This is a genomic window from Pandoraea communis (genome assembly GCF_902459745.1).
GTDB lineage: Bacteria > Pseudomonadota > Gammaproteobacteria > Burkholderiales > Burkholderiaceae > Pandoraea > Pandoraea communis.
The window spans coordinates 1-19,645 of the sequence record NZ_CABPSJ010000005.1; the positions used below are offsets into that span (position 1 = coordinate 1).

Below are 19,645 nucleotides of genomic sequence, written 5' to 3' on the forward strand. Positions count from 1 at the left end.
ACTCCACGCCGATGATAGTGCGGATACCCGTGTGAAAGTAGGTAATCGTCAGGCTCCCCTAAAAACCCCTTGCTACAACGCGTAGCAAGGGGTTTTTGCTTTGTGCTCACACTTGGCCTGCTGTACCCTTGCGTGCGACGCCGGCGATGCTTACGCCCTAAGACGAAGCCAAGTGATGTCTTCGTCTTCGAAAATGCCATGAACGCCACATAACGTTCCGGTACCGAAAGCATTTCCGCAATCTTGCGTTCATGCTCGTCTGCCGTCGCCTGAGGCCAAAGACAATGCCTGAGCGTGCACCATGACGGGATGTCTTCAGACGTAATCGCGCGGATGGTGAAATGGTGGACGTCATCACGGGTGGCCTTGTTGATGCCCGTACAGAACGAGCCGAAGGGCTCCAGCCTATACCACTCACTCAACAAAAAAGCGCTGCCCGGTTGGGCAGCGCTTTTTCTTTGGCATTGCATGGGGACGAGCAAGACATGTCCAAAACATGTCAGTGTGTCCCATCGACTCGGCTTCAGGCCACAGATGCCGCTTCCGGGAACACCGGCTCACCGAGATTGAGCATCAGACGGTTCGCCCACGCGAAGATCGCGATGGAGTGAATCAAGTCCAGGATCTCGGCGTCAGTCAGTCCTGCATCACGCAGTGCCTGCAACTGCTCCGGGCGCACGTCGCCGGGCTTTTCCGTCAACGCAATCGAGAACTGGGAGATGGCCTTCTCCCGGTCAGTCGTACCCGCAGTGCGCGGCTCGTCGAAGACTTCGCGGATGACGTCGTTGCGCTTCGCCAATTGCTCGAAGCGCTGTGCGTGCACCGATGCGCAATACACGCAGCCATTGATACGTGAGACGACCGTCGTCGACAGCTCACGCTCGGCACGCGGCATACCACCCGGTGCGTACATGATGGCGTTGAACGCTGCAGAACGTTGACGAAGAATCTCGGGCTGATGAACGAGGAAGAGGTAGTAATCCGATGTCTTTGCCTTCGGATGACTCTCCTCCAGCACCGCCACCTGTTCGGGCGTGGCCTTATCGAGTTCCACGACGTCGAGCCACGCATCCCAGTCGAGCGACTCGTTGGTAAACCCATGGGAACGGATGATGTCGCTCATGCTGTCGTCTCCTGCGGCGCGAGTTGTTTGAGGGCCTGCAGACCCGCGACCAGACGCGTCTGATACGACAGGAATGCAATGAGTTGAGCCAGCGCGACGACAGCGGGCGTCGTGAGCCCGGCTGCCGGCAGCTTCTGCAAAGCCGCCTTGTCTCCCGCCACCGGATTCTCGATGAGCGTACGTGTGAACGTCAGGATCGCGCGCAGACGCGTGTCCGTCACATCGTCCAGTTGACCGGATTCGACGGCGCTCAACTGCGTGGCGTCGACTGCGTGCCTGGCCAACTCGGCGCGATAGTGAGCCACGAGCGACGGCGAAGGCGTCAGACGGCTCGCGTACAGCGCGACGAGCAGACGCTCGACGAGCGATATACCCTCGAGTGCTGGATCAAACAGCCCTTCGTAGCTGCCTTGCGTAGCCACTGCGACTTTGTCGCGAGCGTGACGCAACGTATGCATGGCAGTGCCGGGTGTCAGACCGGCGACGCGATCGACGAGATCGTTAGCGATGTCGTATTGAGTATTGGCGGTCATGATTGTCCTTGTGATTGGGCGCGCTCGGCCACAGCCTGCGCGAGGAATGCCTGCACAGCCGTCCATGAACGCTCATCTGCGAGGGCATTCGCGCACGGCTCGCCGCCACCGGTGCTGATCTTTCCGGAGACCGGATGCGCGTAGACGAGCTGCGTCGTGGGCACATACGGGAATACGATGGCGTGTCCCGCATCGTCGAAATCGAGATGCTCGACCGGGTACGGATGCGCGTGCGCGGCGAGCCGCTCCGTCACCATCCGCGAATAACGGCTCGATGGCCACGAGCCATCGTCTTCCGCAGAAAGCAGCATGACCGGGCCGCGGATCTTCTCCACGGAGATGCGCGCGCGCTCGACGGCTTCGGGGTCGTCCAGTGCGGTGAGCATCGCCTTGGCATGTCGATGCGGGGGCGGACCTTCGTCGAACGGTGCCCACGAGGCTGTCCGGTTGTTCTCCCAGATGTGCGGCAACGGCTTACCATCGAGCAGCCAGGTCGGACCCTCGCGTCCGATGGCCGGATCGCAGGCGTTTTGCGCACTATGAATCAGCGCACTGGGCACATAGCCGATGACGGCCGAGACGGCGTCGGGGAAGGTGGCGCCGAGCAGCAGCACCAACTCGCCGCCGCGCGATTGCCCCGAGAGCGCCACGAAGTCATGCGCTGGCTTCACCGTGCGGCGCAGCCAGTCCATGCCCTTCGCGAAGTACTCCAGCGGCGTATTGGAGATGTAGTCGGGCAGCCCCGGTCCCTTGAAGTACCCGAGCGCAAAAGCGGCATAACCGTGCGACGCATACAGCGCCGCGCGCGGCTCGTTGATGCCGCCGCCCGACCCGTTGAGGATCATCACGGCCGGATGCGGGCCGTCGCCGGGCGGCAGGTACAGCGTGCCGACGAGTCCGTCTTCGCGCACCTCGCGTCGCGTCACACCCTCGACGGCGAGTCGCTGCGTGAAGGACACGGAAGACGACATCGCGACGTTATCTTCGTCCTGTCCCGCCGAATGACCCGCCTGAGCGACCACCGTCGTCACGAGCGGCGCCATGACGGGCTGCGGAAATACGTCGCGACTCTTGCCGTCTTCCGGTACCTGCGACCAGATGAGGCCCATCGCCGATACGCCTTGATAACTGCCGCTGACCGGCGCGTCGCGCGACGCGTCGACAACGCCGTCTGCGTCGGCCACGAAAGTGGCTTCGGCATGCCAGACCACGCCACCCGCGCGCGCGGTGTGGGCGGTGAGTGTTACATGGGCGCCGGGCGCCGCGCCGCGCACCACGAGGTGGCGCGGCACGTCGATCAGCGCGTCGGCAGGGGTTGCCGTGAGAGTGAGCGATGACGTCATAACGCGGCGGGCCGGCTCACTTGGCGGCCTTGGTCACTTGCATCGCAACGGTGCGATCGCTCGTGAACGGCGTGACCTTCAGGCCCTTACGCGCGGCCCAGATGTTCTGGTAGTGATACAGCGGAATCGTGCCGACGTCGTCCGTCTCGACCTTGACCGACTGACGCAGAATCGCTTCACGCTTGCCTTCGTCGAACTCGGCGGTCGATGCGTCGAGTGCCTTGTCGATGGCCGGATTGCTGTAGTGACCCCAGTTCGAGGCACCGAGCCCCTTCTTGGCATCTACCGTCGCCAGCACGTTCACCAGCGCGTAGCTGGCTTCGCCCGTACCGTTACCCCACGCGAGCATCGACATGGCGTATTCGTTCTTGTTCGCGCGACCTGAGTACACGGCCCAAGGCACCACTTCCACTTGCGTCTTCACACCGATGCGCGTCCAGAATTGCGCCACGGCCTGTGCGGTCTCCGGACCTTGCGGATAGCGGTCGTTCGGCACATGCATCGTCAGCTTGAAGCCTTCCGGGAAACCGGCTTCGGCGAGCAGCTTCTTCGCTTGCGCGGCGTCGAACGGAATGTCCTTGACGTCGGGGTTATAGCCGAATGTGTCCTTCGGCATCCATTGGTTGGCCACGCTGGCCGTGCCTTGCATGATGCGCGTGACGATCGCCTCGCGGTTGATGGCGAGCGAGAGCGCACGGCGCACGCGCACGTCGAGCAGCGGATTCTTCGCGAGCGGCTTGCCGGCGTTATCGGTGATGTACTGATTCGACCCTTCACGGAAGGTCGGTTGCAGCAGCATCACGCGCAGCCCAGGGTACGGAAACACCGTCACGTTCGGCGCCTTCTTCAGACGCGGAATGTCCGAGGCCGACACCTTGTCGATCACATCCACATCGCCGGCCAGTAGTGCCGCCGTGCGCGCGGCACCGTTGTTGATGTAGCGGTAATCGACCTTTTCCCACTCGGACTTGCCCGCCCAGTAATTGTCGTTACGCACCATCTCCACGCGGTCGCCCGGCGTGTACGAGACGTATTTGAACGGGCCCGTGCCGACCATGGCGCGTCCGGCGTTGTAGTCGTCGGTGTTCGACTTCTCGCCAACGTGTTTGCTCACGATGTGCACCGAGGCGAGATTGAGCGGCAGATCCGGGTTCGGGATCTTGGTCTTGACGACGAGCGTGAGCGGGTCCGGCGCGCTCATCGTGTCGATGGTGCGCAGGTAGCCCGCAAAGGTGGCCACGCTGCCCGGCACGTTACGTGCGCGCTGATACGAATAGATGACGTCTGCGGCGGTGAACGGCTGGCCGTCATGCCACTTCACGTTCGGGCGCAGCTTGAATTCCCAGGTCTTGGCGTCGAGGGCTTTCCACGACACGGCAAGCCCCGGTTGCAGCTTGTTCCACTTGTTCTCGACGAGCAGATCCCAGAAATGCAGGTCGACCGAGCGGTCACCGGCGTGGTTGTTCAGTTGCGGATCGAGCGACGAAAGCGGGTCGGCAAAGGCGATGCGCAGTGTCTGGGCGGAAGCCGCCGCGCTCGTCACGAGCAGTGCAGCAGCCAGCGAGGACAACAAGAAGCGTTTCATTATCGGCAATCCTGGTCGTTGATGATGAAGAGAAGAGGCGGGCGCAACCGCGAGTATCGACGGCGGCGTCTGCGGATATATCAGATGTCATTCAGGTGACACGCACTCACATGATTGATGGCCACGCCGCGAAGCGTCGGCACCTCCGTGCGGCAACGCGGCATGGCGTGCGGACATCGCGGATGGAAGTGGCAACCGCCCGGCGGCGCTATCGGGCTCGGGATCTCGCCGCGAATGGCGGAGAACGTCTTGTGACGCACGTCGATGCGCGGAATCTCGGCAAGCAGCGCCTGTGTGTACGGATGATTCGGACGACGGAAGACCTCCTCGACCGGTGCACTCTCGACAATGCGGCCGAGATACATGATGACCACGCGATCGGACAGGTGCTCGACCACGCCGAGGTCATGGCTGATGAACACATACGTCAGATGCAGTTGTTCACGCAGATCCATGAACAGATTGAGAATCTGCGCCTGAATCGAGACGTCGAGTGCCGCGACCGCTTCGTCGCACACCAGCAGATCGGGCGAGACGGCCAATGCCCGGGCGATGCCGATGCGCTGGCGCTGTCCGCCGCTGAACTGGTGCGGGTATCGATGGCGCAGCGCCGGATCGAGCCCCGCGCGCTGCAACTGAGCGCTCACGTAGTCGTCGAAGCCTGCGCGATCGGTCAGACCATGCACGAGTGCCCCCTCGCCGACGATACGGTCGACGCGCAAGCGCGGATTCAGGCTCGAGTACGGATCCTGAAAGATCATCTGGATCTTCAGACGCGCATCGCGTTGCTCTTGCGCGGACAACGACTCGGCCGGACGTCCGTGAATCTGCACCTCTCCGGACGACGGCTTGAGCAAACCTGCAAGCATGCGCCCGAGTGTGGATTTTCCGCAGCCCGATTCGCCCACGAGACCCACGACCTCGCCCGGCTTGACGACGAGATCGACGTGATCGACCGCGCGCACCACGGCGGGCGGATGTGCGAGACCGGCGCGTTCGAGCAGGCGTCCGGCGGGACCGACGCGCCGGTCGCCAAAGCGCTTGCTCACGCCGCGCAACGCCACGATGGGCGCGGGCAGCGTGGCGCTCGGAGTATTCGATTTGCCGTGGCCGGCGCTGACAGGCTGGCTTTGCGTCAGCGGCGTGTTCATACCATCTCCTTTTGCAACGCGGCGCCCGGGTGGAAGCAGCGCACGAGGCGGCCCGGCGACGTCTGCGTCATCTCGGGGCGCACGGCACAGGCAGCACTCGCGTACGCGCACCGCGACGCGAACGCGCATCCGGCCGGCATGGCGAGCAGATTCGGCGTCATGCCGGGAATCTGGCGCAGGCGCTGGCCGCGTTTGTTCAGACTGGGCAGGCTGCCGATGAGGCCCGACGTGTAGGGGTGTTGCGGAGCGTCGAGCACGGCGTCGACGGTACCTTGTTCGACGATGCGTCCCGCGTACATCACGGCGAGCGTATCGGCCAGACCGGCCACGACCGACAGATCGTGGGTGATCCAGATGAGCGCCGTGCCGTGCTGACGCGCGAGCTTCTGTACCTCTGAGAGGATCTGCGCCTGAATCGTGACGTCGAGCGCGGTGGTCGGCTCGTCGGCAATGATCAGATCGGGACGGTGCAGCATGGCGATAGCGATCGCCACGCGCTGGCGCATGCCGCCGGAGAGCTGATGCGGATAGGCGCGCAGACGCTCGTCGGGGCTCGGAATGCCCATCATGCCGAGCGTGTCGCGCGCGAGATCACGCGCCTGTGCCTTCGACACGCGCTGGTGCGCGCGCACGGCCTCGATCATTTGCACGTCGACGCGCAACACCGGGTTGAGCGTCATCATCGGGTCCTGAAAGATCATCGCGATGCGATTGCCTTGCAGGTGACGCAACTCGGCGGGCGACATCTTCGTGAGGTCGCGGCCTTGAAACAGCACTTCACCGCCGACGATTCGGCCCGGCGCATCGACCAGCCCCATGATCGAGAAGCCGGTCACCGACTTGCCCGATCCCGACTCACCGACGAGGCCCATGATGTGGCCCGGCGGCAGCGAGAACGACACGTCGTCCACGGCGGGCAGCGTGCCGGCGCGCGTGATGAATTGCGTGCGCAGATGGCGCACTTCCAACGTGAGGGGAGACGTGGGAGACACTGCGCCGCTCATTTCTGCAACCTTGGATTGAACACATCGCGCAGGCGGTCGCCCACGAGATTGATGGCGACGACCGTGACGAGCAGCGCGAGACCCGGATACAGACTGATCCAGTATTCGCCGGAGAGCATCGTCTGATAACCGTTGGCGATGAGCAGGCCGAGCGACGGCTCCGTCACCGGTACGCCCAGGCCAAGGAACGACAGCGTGGCTTCGAGCGTGATGGCGCGGGCGACTTGCAACGAGCCCACGACGATCAGCGGCGGCAGGCAATTCGGCAGGATATGACCGAGTACGATGCGCCAGTTCGGAATGGCTTGGCAGCGTGCGGCTTCCACATACTCGCGCCGCGATTCCACGAGCGCCTGCCCGCGTGCCGTGCGGGCGAAATACGCCCACTCGAGCACGACGAGGGTGAGCACCACGTTGCCGATGCCCTTGCCCACGTAAGCGAGGATCATCAGCGCCACGAGAATCGACGGGAACGACAGCAGCAGATCGACCAGACGCATGATGGCGGCGTCGACGCGCCCACCGGCGTAGGCAGCGATCAGCCCGAGAATCGTGCCGAGAATGCCGGCGATGAGTGCAGAGCCGACACCGACGCCCAGACTGATACGCAGCCCGTAGATGATGCCGGAGAGCAGGTCGCGGCCCTGACCGTCGGTGCCGAGCCAGTACGTGTACGTGGCGGCACCGTTGGCCGTGGCAGGCGGCAGGCGCGCATCCATCACGTCGAGCTGCATCAGGTCATACGGATTCTGCGGCGTGATCCACGGGGCGGTGATGGCGGCGACGATCAGCACGACGAGCACGGCGAGGCCAAGCACGGCGCTCTTCGAGCGGACGAATTCGCGCAGGCCCTGCTGCCAGGGCGATTCGTGACGCATGGGCACCGGCTCGGGCGCGAGCGCCGCGGCGGGGGTGCCGTTGGGAGACAGATTGGGCGACATCAGGCGGCGGCCTCCACGCGCACACGCGGATCGAGCCATTTGTAGAGCACGTCCACGATCAGGTTGAGCGACACGAACAGGCACACCACGACGATGAGATACGCCACGATCACGGGGCGGTCGAGCGAGTTGATGCTGTCGAGAATGAGTTTGCCGGCGCCGGGCCACGAGAATACGCTCTCCGTCACCACGGCGAACGCGATCGTCGAGCCGAACTCCAGGCCAAGCACTGTCACGAGCGGAATCAGCGTATTGCGCAGCACATGGACGAGCACCACGCGCAGTGGTGACAGTCCCTTGGCGCGGGCGAACTTCACGAAGTCTTGCGGCAGTACTTCCGACACGCCGGCACGCGTCAGACGCAGCACCAGCGAGATCTTGAACAGCGCCAGATTGAGCGCGGGCAGGATCAGGTGACGCAGCCCGTCAATGGTCAGAAACGACCACTCAACGCCGAACACGCGTACCGTTTCGCCCCGGCCGCTCGCGGGCAGCACGCCCAGATGCACCGAGAAGAACATGATGAGCATGAGGCCGACCCAGAACGTCGGCAGCGAGAAGCCGACGATGCTGCCGGTCATCAGCAGCTTCGAGATCGGGTTGCGCGGGTAAAGGCCCGCGAAGAGACCCAGCGGAATGCCGATGAACACCGCCAGGATGAGTGCGGCGAAGGCCAGCTCAAGCGTGGCGGGCAGGCGTTGCAGAATCAACTGAATGGCCGGCACGTTATAGACGAAGCTGTTGCCCAGCTCGCCGTGCAGCGCGCCGCCGAGGAACGACAGGTATTGACGCCACAACGGCTGGTCGAGGCCGAGTTGCGCGATGATGCGCGCACGGTCGACCTGATCGACGTCCTGACCGATCAGGATGTCGACGGGGTTGCCGATCGCGTGCAGACCGACGAACACGATCAGTGTCATCAGCCAGACCACGAAGACCGCTTGTAGCGCGCGGCGCAGAATCCAGGCGGTCATGCGATGCGCTCCTCGCCCTTCGTGGCGGTCTCGCTGTCGAGTGCAGGGGGCGGCGGTGCCGGTGTCCACTCGTCGCCATAGACTTCCGGTTCGGCGTATGCCTCCATGTTCGTGTAGTGATGCGCGACGTCTTCACGGTAGAACGTGCCCGCCAGCCCTTGTGCCAGACGTTTTGCGCCTTCGCTCACCGCCGGGATATCGCCTGAGACCGCGCCGTGCGATAGCGTAGCGGGTGCGCAGAAGCAATGGATGCGCTCCAGTCCGGGGCAATCGCCGGGCGTCTTCTCCAGGAATTCGAAGGTCGGGCCAAGGTCGGGCGAATCGGACAGTTCAACGTCTTCATCCCCTGCGGCGGGTGAGTAACGGTCGCTCCACTTGCGCACGAACTTCGAGAACGCGGCGAATTCCGGACGTCCTTCGATATCGATGCGAAAGCCGGTCGCGAAGACGAGGAAGTCGAGCACGAACGTGCCCTTTGCGGTGCGAACATGCAGTTCGTCACCGACCGGGGTGACGTCGAGGATCGGCGCACCGAGGTTGAAGCGTGCGTTCTCATGACGCGAAACGCGCAGCGTGCTGCCGCGCGGCGGCGGCACCTGTTGCACGTTGACGTAGTGACGGATGCGCCACTTCCATTCGTCGGGCAGGTTGATGTGACCGTGCGTGAGGCCCGGATTGCCGGCGCCCTTGCCCTTGTTGATACGCGGAATATCGGCGCGGCGAATGAGCAGGTCGACGCTGGCCGCACCGGCTTCGAGGGCCGTGGCGGCGCTATCCATGGCGGACGCCCCTGCGCCGATCACGCCTACGCGCTTGCCGCGCAGCGTTGCGTAGTCCATCACGTCGGACGAATGCGCCCAGAAGCGACGTGGCAATTCGCGGGCGAACGCCGGTACGGTCGGCCCGCCCAGGCCATCGCGACCGGTGGCGAGCACCACATGACGTGCATAGATCGTGTGTTCCCCGGCGGGCGATGTAAGCGACAGCGCAACGAGACCGTCGCGGCCTTGGGGCGTCACGGCAGTGATCCGATGGTCGTTACGCACGTCGATGGCGAGCACGTCGCGATACCAGCGCAGGTAATCCATCCATTGCAGGCGGGGAATCTTGTCGAGGGCGTCCCACGCTTCGAGCCCGAACTGGGCTTCGAACCATGCGCGGAAGGTGAGCGCGGGAAGGCCGAGCGCCGGGCCGGTGAGTTGCTTGGGCGAGCGCAGGGTTTCCATGCGCGCGGTGGTGGCCCACGGGCCTTCGAAGCCGCGCGGCGATTGATCGAAGATCACGGCGCCCACGCCGAGACGCGTGAGCGACGCGGCGGCGGCAAGACCGGCCATGCCGCCGCCGATGATGGCGACGTCGAGCACGGGCTGGCCGTTGTGCGTGCGCTCGGGCACCCAGTGCTTGGCGGGCAGTTCGAGCCAGGCGAGATCCTGACGCAGGCGCGCTTCGAGCGCGGGCAGGCCGGTGGCGGGTGTCGGGGACTGGGTCATGACGACAGAGCTTCCTTGGGAGCGGGCAAGTCGCCATAGAGCGACTGCAAGACTTGAGCGTGTTCGGTGGCGGCACGCTGCACGAAATCGGGCAGCAGGTGGCGCGCGGCGTCGGCAAGTGCGCTGACGAGTGCGAGTGCGGCGGGCGACGGCTCGCGCGCGTCACGGGTGATGACGCCGAAGAAGAAAGGAATGTCGGCGTCGATCGGGCGCACGGCAACGTCGGCGAGCGGCAGGCCGTAGGCGGTGACCGGCTCGAGCACAGCGACGCCGAGTCCGGCGCGAACCGCCGTCATTGCATTGATCGACGCGTTGGTCTCGATGAGCCCGACGGGGGCGACACCCGCTTGCACGAACGCCTGATCGAGACGGCGGCGCAACCGGTACGGGTTCTGCATGGTGATGATGCGGCGCCCCGCACATGCGGCGAGCGGCAGGCGGTCGTGACTGGCCAGCGGGTCGTCGCTGCGCACGGCGGCGACACAGGCGGCCTCGCCGATCCAGTGCACGACAATGCCGCGATGTTCAAGCGGCAGACTGGTGACGCCGATATCTGCCGCCCCCGTGAGTACGGCATGCACGACCTGCTCGGGCGATGTGCTGCGCATTTGAATCTGGACACTGTCACGAGCGAGTCCCGGCAGAGCGAGGGCGGCGGGCACGAGGCCGGCGGCAAGTGCCGACGTGGCGGCAATATGCAATGGACGGGTCTGGCCGCGCGCGATTTCGTCGGCACGGGCGCGGATCTGCTGCAAGCCGGCGAGCACATGCTCGACGTCCTCGAAGAGCAGAAAGCCTTGCTCGGTCGGCGTGACACGTGGACCGCTGCGAGCAAACAAGGCGTAGCCGATTTCGGCCTCCAGCTCCTGAATCATCCGCGTAATGGCAGGCTGCGAGCGCCCGAGCAGACGCCCGGCAGCAGTGATGCTGCCGGTCGACATGACCGCTGCGAAGGCTTCGAGTTGGCGTAATTCCATCTGGCTCTGTGTGGGGACGGGGTGCCGGCGCGTACCCCACGCGCCGGCACCCCGTCATCGACGACGCCGAAGTCGCCAATGTCGCAATGCCTTTTGTATTCGGATTGCGTATTCTTTGACCTTTAGCATGCGTCTTGCAAATACTTAATATTTATATGCTCATTCCGTGGTGTGGAAAGGAGGGTTTTGCCTAGGTGGACGCCGGGGAGAAATAAATTGAGGGCACCGCGAGTGCATCGCGTTGCATGAAAGAGGGGCGAAGCCGAAGCCTTCGAGCGGGACAGCGCTGGCTGTTGCTGGCGGGGGCGTGGCGCGGGGTACTGCATCGAGGAGGGGCGATGCAGGTGGGGGGGAATCGCGCTCACGCGAGCGCCTCCGCAGGCTTAATGCGCGTCGAACGGCAGACGAAATTGCGCCGGGTCTTCGGGACGCGGTTGGCGGCGGCGCAACAATGCGGCGCTGCGTTTCTTGGGGGCGCTTTCCGGCGGGGCGACCGGGCTCAGGCGAAACGCCGGACGGCTCAGTGGCAGAACGACCAGCGGCGCATGCTGGCGGCGTGCGGGTATCGGCACCGGCGCTTCGTCCGGCGACTGCGCTGTGGCGGTGTCGAGCGCGGCCGGATCGGTGCCTTGCCGGGAGGTGGCGAGACGCCGGCCCAGCAGACGATAGATGTCGGGATCGAAGCCCGTCACGGCGGGCATGCTGTCAACCAGAGCGTCCAATGCCTCACGCGACGCCACGCTGCCGAGATACTGCCAACGATCGATGACGTGGTATTCGACTTCGGTGGCGCGATTCCCTGCGCCATGCTCTTCAATGGCGATGGGGCCGTCGTAGGGCCAGGTGTCGAGTTGCAGCGTCGTGAGGGCTTCGCGAACCCGCTCGGTATGCACGGCGAGCGGCACGTCGCCGACGCACACGCCGTCACATCGTTTGACCTGATACCCGAAACATGGGCGCCCGGCCGGAATGTTCTCCAGCCCGAGTTGCGCGCAGCACAGACGATGTTCGTCGGCCAGCGCCCGCAGCGCACTCTGCGCGCTGACACGCGAGGAGAAGGTGCCATACAACGACTCGGCACTGGCGAAGTCGACTGCCTTTGCGCTCACGAGCTGCGGCGTATCGCTGTGCGCTGTGAGTTGCCAACTGTAGAGGTTCGACGCACGACGCAACAGACGGTTATGCACCGGCTGCAGTTGCTTGACCAATTGCGACTCAAGCAGCAATGCGCCAAGTTCCCCCAACGTTTGGCGTGCCTCCACGCGCCGGATTTCCTGCGAGATGCGCAGGTCCTTCGCGACTTGGTGATCGCTGGAAAAATGCGACCGCACGCGTGAGCGGATATCGACACTCTTGCCGACGTAAAGCAGTGTGTCGCCTTCGCCGTAGAAGAGATAAACGCCGGGACTGTCTGGCAGTGCGTCGATCGCTTCGTCCGGCAACTGCGGCGGTTGGCTCGATCGTTTGGTCACACGCTGCACCGCTTGTCCGATCAGATCGGGCGCGTAAATCGTGTGGAGTTTCTGCCAGAACTGCCAGAGCAGATCGGCGTCGGCGAGCGCGCGGTGGCGGCCCAGCGGAGAGAGGCCGAAGCGGGCAATCAGTGCATCGAGCCCGTGACGGGCCGCCGAGGGGAAGAGCAGACGCGACAGACGCACCGTGCAAAGCACGTCAGCCTGAAAGCCGATGCCGGCACGCCGGAACTCGTTCTTGAGAAAACCGTAGTCGAAGCGCGCATTGTGGGCGACGAACAGTTTGCCGTGCAGACGTTCCGCCAGCCCTTGGGCCAGCGTTTCGAACGACGGCTGGCCGCGCACCATCTCGTTGGTGATCCCCGTCAACTGCTGGATGAATGGCGGAATCGGTTCGGCCGGGTCGAGCAGCGTGCTCCACTGTTCAACGCCGTGCGGGCCGACTTCGACCACGCCGATCTCCGTGATGCGGTCTTCGAGCGCGTTGCCGCCGGTCGTCTCCAGATCGACGAAGACCATCGGCGCAGGCAGGGAGCGGGCGAGTACATCCGGGTCCGTGACCTCGGGGATGGCTTGCGCGTTGGCGTCCTCGACGGCGAATTCAGGCACTTCGTGAACCTCGTTGATCTTTGAATTTCCGGTGGCTGTCAGGCCGCACACGCCGGACCGTTCGAACCATGGGGCCGTGCTGCGATGGGCCGTGCCGATGGCTGCGCCGCGAACGATGCGGCATCGTCCAGCCGTCATCGGCGAACGCGGCGGCGATGGCACGGAACACGGCGGGGGCCGGCGCATCCGGCCAGTGCAGATCGACGGGCGCATCGAGCGGCGGCAGTGTGCCGTCGCGGCGCAAGGCCTCGTCGCCGGGCAGGCGCAGCAGTCGCGCCAGGACCCACGGCTCATGGCGCGCGTGCAGCCCGATATCGGCCTCCGCTTCATCGGCAATGGCCACGAGCGTGCGCCAGTCCAGCGCCAGTGCCGGTGCGGTTTCGCTCAATTCGCCAGGGGCGTTCGACCTGCCCGAGCGTTCCGCCGCGAGAGCGGCGGGCGGCGACACTTCCGTGATGCTCTGGCCCTGTTGCGCATAACGCGCGGCGATTTCGCGCACGATACCGGCAAGGTCCCGCTCGGCGGCGCTCAGTGCCAGTTGATCCCAGTCGATGGTTTCCATATGACATTCCTCGATTGAGGAACATAATACTGTATAAAATCACAGTTCGCGAGTGAGGTAACCCTGTCCGATTACCGGGGTCGCCGTCATCGTCGCATGTAATACTCTGCGCCATTCCATTCCTATTGCGCAGGAGCCTGCCCTCGATGTTGACCCTGTACACCTTCGGCCCGGCATTCGGGCTGCCGGACGCCAGCCCGTTCGTGGTCAAAGCGGAAATGCTGCTCAAGCTCGCCGGGCTGCCGTATCAGACGAATCGCGGCGGCTTTCGGCGGGCACCTAAGGGAAAGCTGCCCTATATCGATGACAACGGCGAGATCGTGGCGGACTCGACGCTGATCCGGCTGCACATCGAACGCAAGTACGGGTTCGATTTCGACGCGGGTCTCACGCCTGAGCAACGAGGTGCCGCGTGGATGTTCGAGAAGGCGCTGGAGGATCACTTCTATTGGCACGTGGTGCAGGCGCGCTGGTGCGACGACGAGAACTTCGCCAAAGGTCCCGCGTCGTTCTTCAAGGCGATTCCCTGGCCGGTGCGTCCCCTCGCGCAGGCGTTCATCCGTCGCAAGGTCAGAAACACGTTGCACGGGCAGGGGACGGGTCGTTATACGCAGCAGGAGCAAGCCCAACTGCTCAAGCGCGGCACGCAGGCCGCGGCCCAATTGCTGGGCGACAAACCGTACTTTTTCGGGCCGGCGCCATGCGGTGCCGATGCAACGGCCTTCGGATTCATCGCAAGCGCCATGTCGCCGGACTTCCGGATGACATTGCGCGACGAGATCGAGAACCATCCGAATCTGAGCGCGTACGTGGTGCGCATGCGCCATGAGTTCTTCGGCGATGCGGGCGACGGCTCGCGCGCCTGAGCGGCGGCGGATGCGATGCGGTGATGCGGTGAGGCAGGCCGCGCCGACTCAGCCCGCCTCGGGCGCCGTCTCGTCGCTGGAGAGAACGTCGGAGAGCACGAGGTTGCGTCCGGAGATCTTCGCGGCATACAGGGCGCGGTCGGCCCGCATGCACAGCGCTTCGAGGCTTTCATGTGCGTGCCACGTCGCCACGCCGCCACTCAACGTGTAATGACACACGCCGAACGGGCCGGCCACCAGATGACGGCTCGCCTGTGTGCGCAGCCGCTCGGCAATGCGGATGGCGCCAGGCGTGTCCGTGCCCGGCAGCAACACCGCGAATTCCTCTCCGCCCAATCGCCCGAAGATGTCGCCCTCGCGCAGGACGTCACGCACGAGCTTCACGAATTCGCGCAGCACCGTGTCGCCGCCGGCGTGGCCGTGCGTGTCGTTGATCTGCTTGAAGTGATCGAGATCGATGACCACGATCGACAGCGGCAGACTGCGCGCCAGGGCGCGTGCCATTTCCTGACGCGCCAGCAGGTCGAAATGCTTGCGTGAGAGCGCGCCGGTCAGATAGTCGCGGTTGGCGGCCTCTTCGGCGGTCGCGAGCATGGCATCGTGAATCATCATGACCGCGCCCATCGTCATGGCGGGCATGACGATTGAGCCGATCGTGAGCATCGCGGCGTTGAATGCCGTCGGTGCGAACAGTTCCGGACCGGGGGCCGGCGTCAGGCCGAAGACCGCGCCGCGCACGGCATGTCCGATGGCGAACACCGTTGCAAGGCCCGCCGTCAGCCAATAGTTATAGGGATGGCGGCGCGGCGGGATGTGCCGTGCAATGAGCTGGGCGATGGCCAGCAGCATCGTCGTGTGATAGGCGGAGACGAAGATCACGCGCATTTGCGGATTGTCCGTGCCGTAGAACCAGAACAGGATCGCGGTGGCGAGAACACCCAGTGACGCGCCCAGCACGCGCCAATGCGTCGGCTGACCGAGAAAACGGGCACACCCGGCGTAGTAAGACAGCAGACCGCCGGCGAGGGCGATATTAGCAACGGGAATCGACAGGAAGTCGGGCACGACGCCGCGCAGGGCGAACAGCGGCAGGGCGATAAGTACCGCCACGTTGGCGAGGCACCATTCACGTATGCCTGCCACGCGCGAACGTAGAAGGGAACCCACGATCAGCAACATCATGAAGCTGAGCAGGGAGGTGATCGCGAGCAAAGACGTCGTCAACATGGCGATGACCAACGGGGGGGAACGAGCATGTGTTGTGCATTGTAATGTACGCGGCTGCGCGCGTTACACGCCAGTAGAATGAGCGGGTTAGTCTTTTTCGTTTCAAGGAGTTTGCGTCAATGTTGACGACCCAGTCTTTCGCGCCGCATCGTGCCCGCCGTTTCCGTCTGTTGCACATCCTGGCGTTGACCGCGAGTGTGGCCGGCAGCCTGAGTGCCCTGCCGGTGCAGGCGCAGCAGGAGCCAATGGAGCGCCGCAGGGCACAGCCGCCGCTTTTCTCGGTTCCTGCAAGCGGTGCGACCGCACCGGCGGCCGATATCAACCGCGACGTGCGCCCGGCGCTTGAAGCCGCCAACCTCTGGCTTGGACTCACGGATCTTAATCGTGGGCTGCAAAGCTGGGAGCAGGCCGCGCCGGCGTTCCAACGCGCCATCTCGGCCGAGGACTGGGCGCAAAGTCTGAGCACAGCGCGTTCGCCGCTGGGGAAGGTGAAGTCGCGCAAGACGAAGGACGCCGTATTTACGCGCACCATTCCGGGGCAGCCGGAAGGCGAGTATGTGGTGATTCAGTACGACACGGTCTTTGAGCGCAAGGCCGACGCCCATGAAATGGTGACGATGGTCTTGGGCATCGATAGCCGCTGGCGGGTAGCCGGCTATCTGGTGCGCTGAGGCGGCGAGTGCCCGCAGGCGCTTCTTCAGCGCGGCAGGGCGGGCTCGACGATGTCCATCGTCGTCTCGACATGGGCTCGCGCGATCTGCGCTGCCCGTTCGTCGTCATGGGCTCGCAGGGCGGCGAGCAATTCACGGTGCTGGGCGTTGGTGGCGCTCAGTTGTTCGTCGGAGAACATGACGGGGATGCGCAACGCCCAGTAATAGAACTGCGTCCGATCGTGAAACTGCGCCAGCACGATGTTATCGGCTGCCTTCACGATCAGATCGTGAAATTCCGTGTTCAGGCGATTGAGGGCCAGACGCGGTAAATGACCACCCGGCTCCATCTGATCGATGAGCGCGGCCAGGGCGTCGCAGGCTTCGGGCGTGATTTTGCGCGCGGCGAGTCGCGCCGTTTCGGCCTCGATGGCCGCACGACTCTCGAAGATCGCGTGCACTTGCAGGTGGTCGACCCCCTGAACTTCCCAGCCACGATTGCGGGCGATGAAGCCCTCGCCTTGCAAGATGAGCAAGGCCTCACGCACGGGGGTACGTCCAACGCCAAGCCGCTGAATCAGATCGTCTTCGATGAGGCGCTGCCCCGGCCTGAGTTCCGAGGTAAGAATCATGCTGCGGATCCGGGTCCGCACTTCTCCAGTAATCAGGTTGCTGGGCGCTTTCATCTGATGCATGTCTTCCATTGAGCGGCGCGCGCGCCGTGTACTTCGGCGAGATGCCGCAGCCGTGCCTGGCATCTCGGGCACGGGCCGCATTCAGCGGGCACCCCCACGCCGCAGCGGATTTTACCGAGTTTCTTTCCGCGCCTTCAAAACCATTCTGGGAGCGTCAATGTTGTGGCACTCATGCGTGGGATGCATCAATGACATCAGATTTCGCGCAATTCTTTCGGCTTCCGAAGCGAGTGCTTGCTTATACGTACGTTTGAAGTGCGTGAAAAAAGTACCATAACGCCCACCGCAGCGGCGTTCGCGCTTACTCACATGTCATGCGGGCACTCGAGGCCTTAGCGTTGCGGGTACCGAAACATGCGTCGTGGAAAGCTTGGGAGAGTTAATGAAGATATGAAGCAGTGGACCTTAATAACCACTTCAATGAAATGGTTATTGGCCGGCGTCGAGTTTCTTTTCGACACACCAGATGTCGCGTTCGCCGGTGAGCCTGAGTCGCCAGCGCTTGGCCGGTAGCTGCGCACCCGCGACCGTTCGGTACGGCGCAACATCCAGTATCAGCGAGCCGTCGGCGAAAGACTGATATTGCCCGACGCTGCCCGCCCCATCGCTGAATTCCAGAACCACATCATCTGTCGAGGCCATCGGCCCGTCGTGTGCCGTCAATCGTGCGCCGGGATGGAGATGGGTGTGATGGACGTGAAATCGCATTCGCCCCCCTTCACGTCCAATTATTTCTAAATAAGAAATTATTGATTATAAATATTCGTGTTTATTGTCAAATTACGAATCAATAGACTGTAACTGTCGACGATGAGTTAAGCATCGCCCCCCTTCAATAAGACAGGAGAAAGACCATGAAGCGCACTCTTATTACCTCTGCCCTGATTTCAGCCATGCTGGCCGTGTCGGCCGGTTCGGCCTTTGCCAGCGATGCTTTCGATGGCCCGTCGGAATTCTCGTGGGTGCCCCAAACCAGCGCGCTCACCCGCGCCCAGGTGCGTGAGGACTTGATCCAGGCGCAGAAGGCAGGTCTCGTGGTTCAACACGATACCGTCTATCCGAAGGCGACGCCCAGCGCACAACCGGCAGCGCCGGCAGCATCGGTGGTGGCTGGCTCGGTCGGCGGCCTGCAACGTGCCGGCACGACCTACTTCGGTAACTAAGTCTCACACGGCACGCGCGGCAGCCCCGGATATTCAGGGTGCCGCAGCGCCCCGGGCGGGCTTTTTGCGTGGCGTTCGCGTATGCGGGCCGCGTGGCACAATCCCATTCTGCTTTGTGCCACTTCGCGTGCTACGGCGCGCCTCTCTTTCATGACGTCATCGCTTAGCCAACGCATGCACCGCGTGTCGCATCGAGCCGCTGCGACGCTGCACGCAGGTGCTCTGGCCCGTCTCACCTGCCTCGTGTTTCTGAGCGCTGCCCTGATGGCCGCGCCTGTGCGCGCCGCCGACACAGTATCGGAAACCGCCCAGAGCAACGCCGGTCCGGCCTATGGCCCCGAGTTGCAGGGCTTCGACTATCCATATCCGGTCAATCGATTCGACTTCACCTCGCAGCGTTTGCCGCTGCATATGGCGTATCTCGACGTGAAACCTGCGCAGGCCAACGGGCGAACCGTTGTGCTGTTGCACGGCAAGAACTTTTGCGCCGCCACGTGGCAAGAGACCATCGATACCCTGGCCGGGGCGGGCTATCGTGTGATCGCCCCGGATCAGATCGGATTCTGCAAGTCGAGCAAACCGGCGCAATATCAGTACAGCTTCCAGCAACTCGCGAACAATACGCATGCGCTACTGGCTTCGCTCGGTATCAAGACGGCGACCATCGTGGGACACTCGACGGGCGGGATGCTGGCCGCGCGCTATGCGCTGATGTATCCCGGCGAGACGCAACAACTCGTGCTCGTCAATCCGATCGGTCTTGAAGACTGGAAGGCGTTGGGCGTGCCGTCGAAGACCGTGGACGAGTGGTACGACCGTGAGCTGCGCACGACTGCGGCGGGCATTCGCCGTTATGAGCAGGCGACGTACTACGCCGGTCAATGGAGCGATCGTTACGAGCCGTGGGTGCAGATGCTGGCCGGGATGTATCGAGGCCAGGGCAAACGCATCGTTGCGTGGAACTCGGCGCTGCTCTACGACATGATCTACACGCAGCCGGTGGTGTACGAGTTGGGACAGATTCGCGTGCCGACGCTGCTGCTCATCGGTGACAAAGACACCACGGCCATCGGCAAGGACTTTTCGCCACCGGAAGTGCAGGCGCGTCTCGGGCACTACCCCGTGCTCGCCAGGGCGACACAGGCGGCAATTCCCGGCGCTACGCTCGTGGCGTTCCCCGAACTGGGCCACGCGCCGCAGATGCAGGACCCCACGACGTTCCACAAAGCGTTGCTAAGCGGTCTGACGGCGCTGCATTAATAGATCGCAGGCCGTTCCGG

General features: G+C 63.8%; 19 protein-coding genes and 1 pseudogene. 4 read left to right on the top strand and 16 right to left on the bottom strand.

The genetic code is table 11. The features are described from left to right. The 13 genes and pseudogenes from PCO31110_RS25905 to PCO31110_RS18020 form a co-directional block, all read right to left on the bottom strand. Positions 1–482: pseudogene (locus tag PCO31110_RS25905) on the bottom strand (hypothetical protein); the annotation flags it as partial. A 41-nt stretch (positions 483–523) separates the two neighbouring features. Next, on the bottom strand, positions 524–1,123 hold the full coding sequence (locus tag PCO31110_RS17965) for a peroxidase-related enzyme (RefSeq protein ID WP_010808416.1): 600 nt from the start codon (positions 1,121–1,123) through the stop codon (positions 524–526). Next, entirely contained in the window at positions 1,120–1,656 is a 537-nt protein-coding gene (locus PCO31110_RS17970; protein ID WP_010808417.1) for a CMD domain-containing protein, read from the bottom strand. The genes PCO31110_RS17965 and PCO31110_RS17970 overlap by 4 nt, the downstream gene beginning before the upstream one ends. After that, entirely contained in the window at positions 1,653–2,999 is a 1,347-nt protein-coding gene (locus PCO31110_RS17975) for an acyl-CoA thioesterase/bile acid-CoA:amino acid N-acyltransferase family protein (protein ID WP_150691061.1), read from the bottom strand. Before PCO31110_RS17975 ends, PCO31110_RS17970 begins: the two co-directional genes overlap by 4 nt. 16 nt (positions 3,000–3,015) lie before the next feature. Then, on the bottom strand, positions 3,016–4,584 hold the full coding sequence (locus PCO31110_RS17980) for an ABC transporter substrate-binding protein (RefSeq protein ID WP_010808419.1): 1,569 nt from the start codon (positions 4,582–4,584) through the stop codon (positions 3,016–3,018). An 80-nt stretch (positions 4,585–4,664) separates the two neighbouring features. Beyond that, on the bottom strand, positions 4,665–5,663 hold the full coding sequence (locus PCO31110_RS17985) for an ABC transporter ATP-binding protein (RefSeq protein ID WP_036662088.1): 999 nt from the start codon (positions 5,661–5,663) through the stop codon (positions 4,665–4,667). A 68-nt stretch (positions 5,664–5,731) separates the two neighbouring features. Continuing rightward, a complete protein-coding gene (locus tag PCO31110_RS17990; RefSeq protein WP_010808421.1) occupies positions 5,732–6,739 on the bottom strand; it encodes an ABC transporter ATP-binding protein in 1,008 nt (335 codons plus the stop codon). Then, a complete protein-coding gene (locus PCO31110_RS17995) occupies positions 6,736–7,680 on the bottom strand; it encodes an ABC transporter permease (RefSeq protein WP_150691062.1) in 945 nt (314 codons plus the stop codon). The genes PCO31110_RS17990 and PCO31110_RS17995 overlap by 4 nt, the downstream gene beginning before the upstream one ends. Further along, positions 7,680–8,654, bottom strand: a complete 975-nt coding sequence (locus tag PCO31110_RS18000; protein WP_010808423.1) for an ABC transporter permease — start codon at positions 8,652–8,654, stop codon at positions 7,680–7,682. Before PCO31110_RS18000 ends, PCO31110_RS17995 begins: the two co-directional genes overlap by 1 nt. Then, positions 8,651–10,144, bottom strand: a complete 1,494-nt coding sequence (locus PCO31110_RS18005) for a flavin-containing monooxygenase (RefSeq protein WP_150691063.1) — start codon at positions 10,142–10,144, stop codon at positions 8,651–8,653. The genes PCO31110_RS18000 and PCO31110_RS18005 overlap by 4 nt, the downstream gene beginning before the upstream one ends. Continuing rightward, a complete protein-coding gene (locus PCO31110_RS18010; RefSeq protein WP_010808425.1) occupies positions 10,141–11,121 on the bottom strand; it encodes a LysR family transcriptional regulator in 981 nt (326 codons plus the stop codon). The genes PCO31110_RS18005 and PCO31110_RS18010 overlap by 4 nt, the downstream gene beginning before the upstream one ends. A gap of 383 nt (positions 11,122–11,504) precedes the next feature. Next, the gene (locus tag PCO31110_RS18015) at positions 11,505–13,202 is read right to left on the bottom strand and encodes a 3'-5' exonuclease family protein (protein WP_246189889.1); all 1,698 of its coding nucleotides are present in this window, start codon (positions 13,200–13,202) and stop codon (positions 11,505–11,507) included. Then, positions 13,195–13,764 carry a DUF2471 family protein gene (locus PCO31110_RS18020; protein ID WP_150691064.1) on the bottom strand — a complete coding sequence of 190 codons (570 nt, stop codon included), beginning with the start codon at positions 13,762–13,764 and terminating at the stop codon, positions 13,195–13,197. Before PCO31110_RS18020 ends, PCO31110_RS18015 begins: the two co-directional genes overlap by 8 nt. Before the next feature lie 146 nt (positions 13,765–13,910). Here PCO31110_RS18020 and PCO31110_RS18025 point away from each other — a divergent pair, with 146 nt between their 5' ends. Continuing rightward, positions 13,911–14,630, top strand: a complete 720-nt coding sequence (locus PCO31110_RS18025; protein ID WP_150691065.1) for a glutathione S-transferase C-terminal domain-containing protein — start codon at positions 13,911–13,913, stop codon at positions 14,628–14,630. A gap of 48 nt (positions 14,631–14,678) precedes the next feature. On the opposite strand, the gene PCO31110_RS18030 is transcribed toward PCO31110_RS18025, so the two are convergent. Further along, complete coding sequence (locus PCO31110_RS18030) at positions 14,679–15,857, bottom strand: GGDEF domain-containing protein (protein WP_036662041.1); 1,179 nt, start codon at positions 15,855–15,857, stop codon at positions 14,679–14,681. A gap of 119 nt (positions 15,858–15,976) precedes the next feature. On the opposite strand from PCO31110_RS18030, the gene PCO31110_RS18035 reads away from it, so the two are divergent. Further along, positions 15,977–16,528, top strand: a complete 552-nt coding sequence (locus tag PCO31110_RS18035) for a DUF4019 domain-containing protein (RefSeq protein WP_010808430.1) — start codon at positions 15,977–15,979, stop codon at positions 16,526–16,528. Positions 16,529–16,554: 26 nt separating this feature from the next. On the opposite strand, the gene PCO31110_RS18040 is transcribed toward PCO31110_RS18035, so the two are convergent. Both PCO31110_RS18040 and PCO31110_RS18045 read right to left on the bottom strand, forming a co-directional pair. Continuing rightward, positions 16,555–17,283, bottom strand: coding sequence for a GntR family transcriptional regulator (locus PCO31110_RS18040; protein WP_081636210.1), 729 nt, complete (start codon positions 17,281–17,283; stop codon positions 16,555–16,557). Between the two features lie 348 nt (positions 17,284–17,631). Continuing rightward, complete coding sequence (locus PCO31110_RS18045; RefSeq protein WP_144265743.1) at positions 17,632–17,844, bottom strand: hypothetical protein; 213 nt, start codon at positions 17,842–17,844, stop codon at positions 17,632–17,634. 212 nt (positions 17,845–18,056) lie between these two features. Between PCO31110_RS18045 and PCO31110_RS18050 the strand changes: the two genes are divergently transcribed. Together PCO31110_RS18050 and PCO31110_RS18055 are read left to right on the top strand one after the other, a co-directional pair. After that, a complete protein-coding gene (locus PCO31110_RS18050; protein WP_010808433.1) occupies positions 18,057–18,365 on the top strand; it encodes a DUF4148 domain-containing protein in 309 nt (102 codons plus the stop codon). Positions 18,366–18,629: 264 nt separating this feature from the next. Beyond that, entirely contained in the window at positions 18,630–19,625 is a 996-nt protein-coding gene (locus PCO31110_RS18055) for an alpha/beta fold hydrolase (protein WP_246189904.1), read from the top strand. Positions 19,626–19,645: the final 20 nt, after the last annotated feature.

Bases quoted from the DNA above. Each gene is read 5' to 3' on its own strand.
- PCO31110_RS17965 (WP_010808416.1), bottom strand. From the start codon at position 1,123: ATGAGCGACATCATCCGTTCCCATGGGTTTACCAACGAGTCGCTCGAC.
- PCO31110_RS17970 (WP_010808417.1), bottom strand. From the start codon at position 1,656: ATGACCGCCAATACTCAATACGACATCGCTAACGATCTCGTCGATCGC.
- PCO31110_RS17975 (WP_150691061.1), bottom strand. From the start codon at position 2,999: ATGACGTCATCGCTCACTCTCACGGCAACCCCTGCCGACGCGCTGATC.
- PCO31110_RS17980 (WP_010808419.1), bottom strand. From the start codon at position 4,584: ATGAAACGCTTCTTGTTGTCCTCGCTGGCTGCTGCACTGCTCGTGACG.
- PCO31110_RS17990 (WP_010808421.1), bottom strand. From the start codon at position 6,739: ATGAGCGGCGCAGTGTCTCCCACGTCTCCCCTCACGTTGGAAGTGCGC.
- PCO31110_RS17995 (WP_150691062.1), bottom strand. From the start codon at position 7,680: ATGTCGCCCAATCTGTCTCCCAACGGCACCCCCGCCGCGGCGCTCGCG.
- PCO31110_RS18000 (WP_010808423.1), bottom strand. From the start codon at position 8,654: ATGACCGCCTGGATTCTGCGCCGCGCGCTACAAGCGGTCTTCGTGGTC.
- PCO31110_RS18005 (WP_150691063.1), bottom strand. From the start codon at position 10,144: ATGACCCAGTCCCCGACACCCGCCACCGGCCTGCCCGCGCTCGAAGCG.
- PCO31110_RS18010 (WP_010808425.1), bottom strand. From the start codon at position 11,121: ATGGAATTACGCCAACTCGAAGCCTTCGCAGCGGTCATGTCGACCGGC.
- PCO31110_RS18020 (WP_150691064.1), bottom strand. From the start codon at position 13,764: ATGGAAACCATCGACTGGGATCAACTGGCACTGAGCGCCGCCGAGCGG.
- PCO31110_RS18025 (WP_150691065.1), top strand. From the start codon at position 13,911: ATGTTGACCCTGTACACCTTCGGCCCGGCATTCGGGCTGCCGGACGCC.
- PCO31110_RS18030 (WP_036662041.1), bottom strand. From the start codon at position 15,857: ATGTTGACGACGTCTTTGCTCGCGATCACCTCCCTGCTCAGCTTCATG.
- PCO31110_RS18035 (WP_010808430.1), top strand. From the start codon at position 15,977: ATGTTGACGACCCAGTCTTTCGCGCCGCATCGTGCCCGCCGTTTCCGT.
- PCO31110_RS18040 (WP_081636210.1), bottom strand. From the start codon at position 17,283: ATGCGGCCCGTGCCCGAGATGCCAGGCACGGCTGCGGCATCTCGCCGA.
- PCO31110_RS18045 (WP_144265743.1), bottom strand. From the start codon at position 17,844: ATGGCCTCGACAGATGATGTGGTTCTGGAATTCAGCGATGGGGCGGGC.
- PCO31110_RS18050 (WP_010808433.1), top strand. From the start codon at position 18,057: ATGAAGCGCACTCTTATTACCTCTGCCCTGATTTCAGCCATGCTGGCC.
- PCO31110_RS18055 (WP_246189904.1), top strand. From the start codon at position 18,630: ATGGCCGCGCCTGTGCGCGCCGCCGACACAGTATCGGAAACCGCCCAG.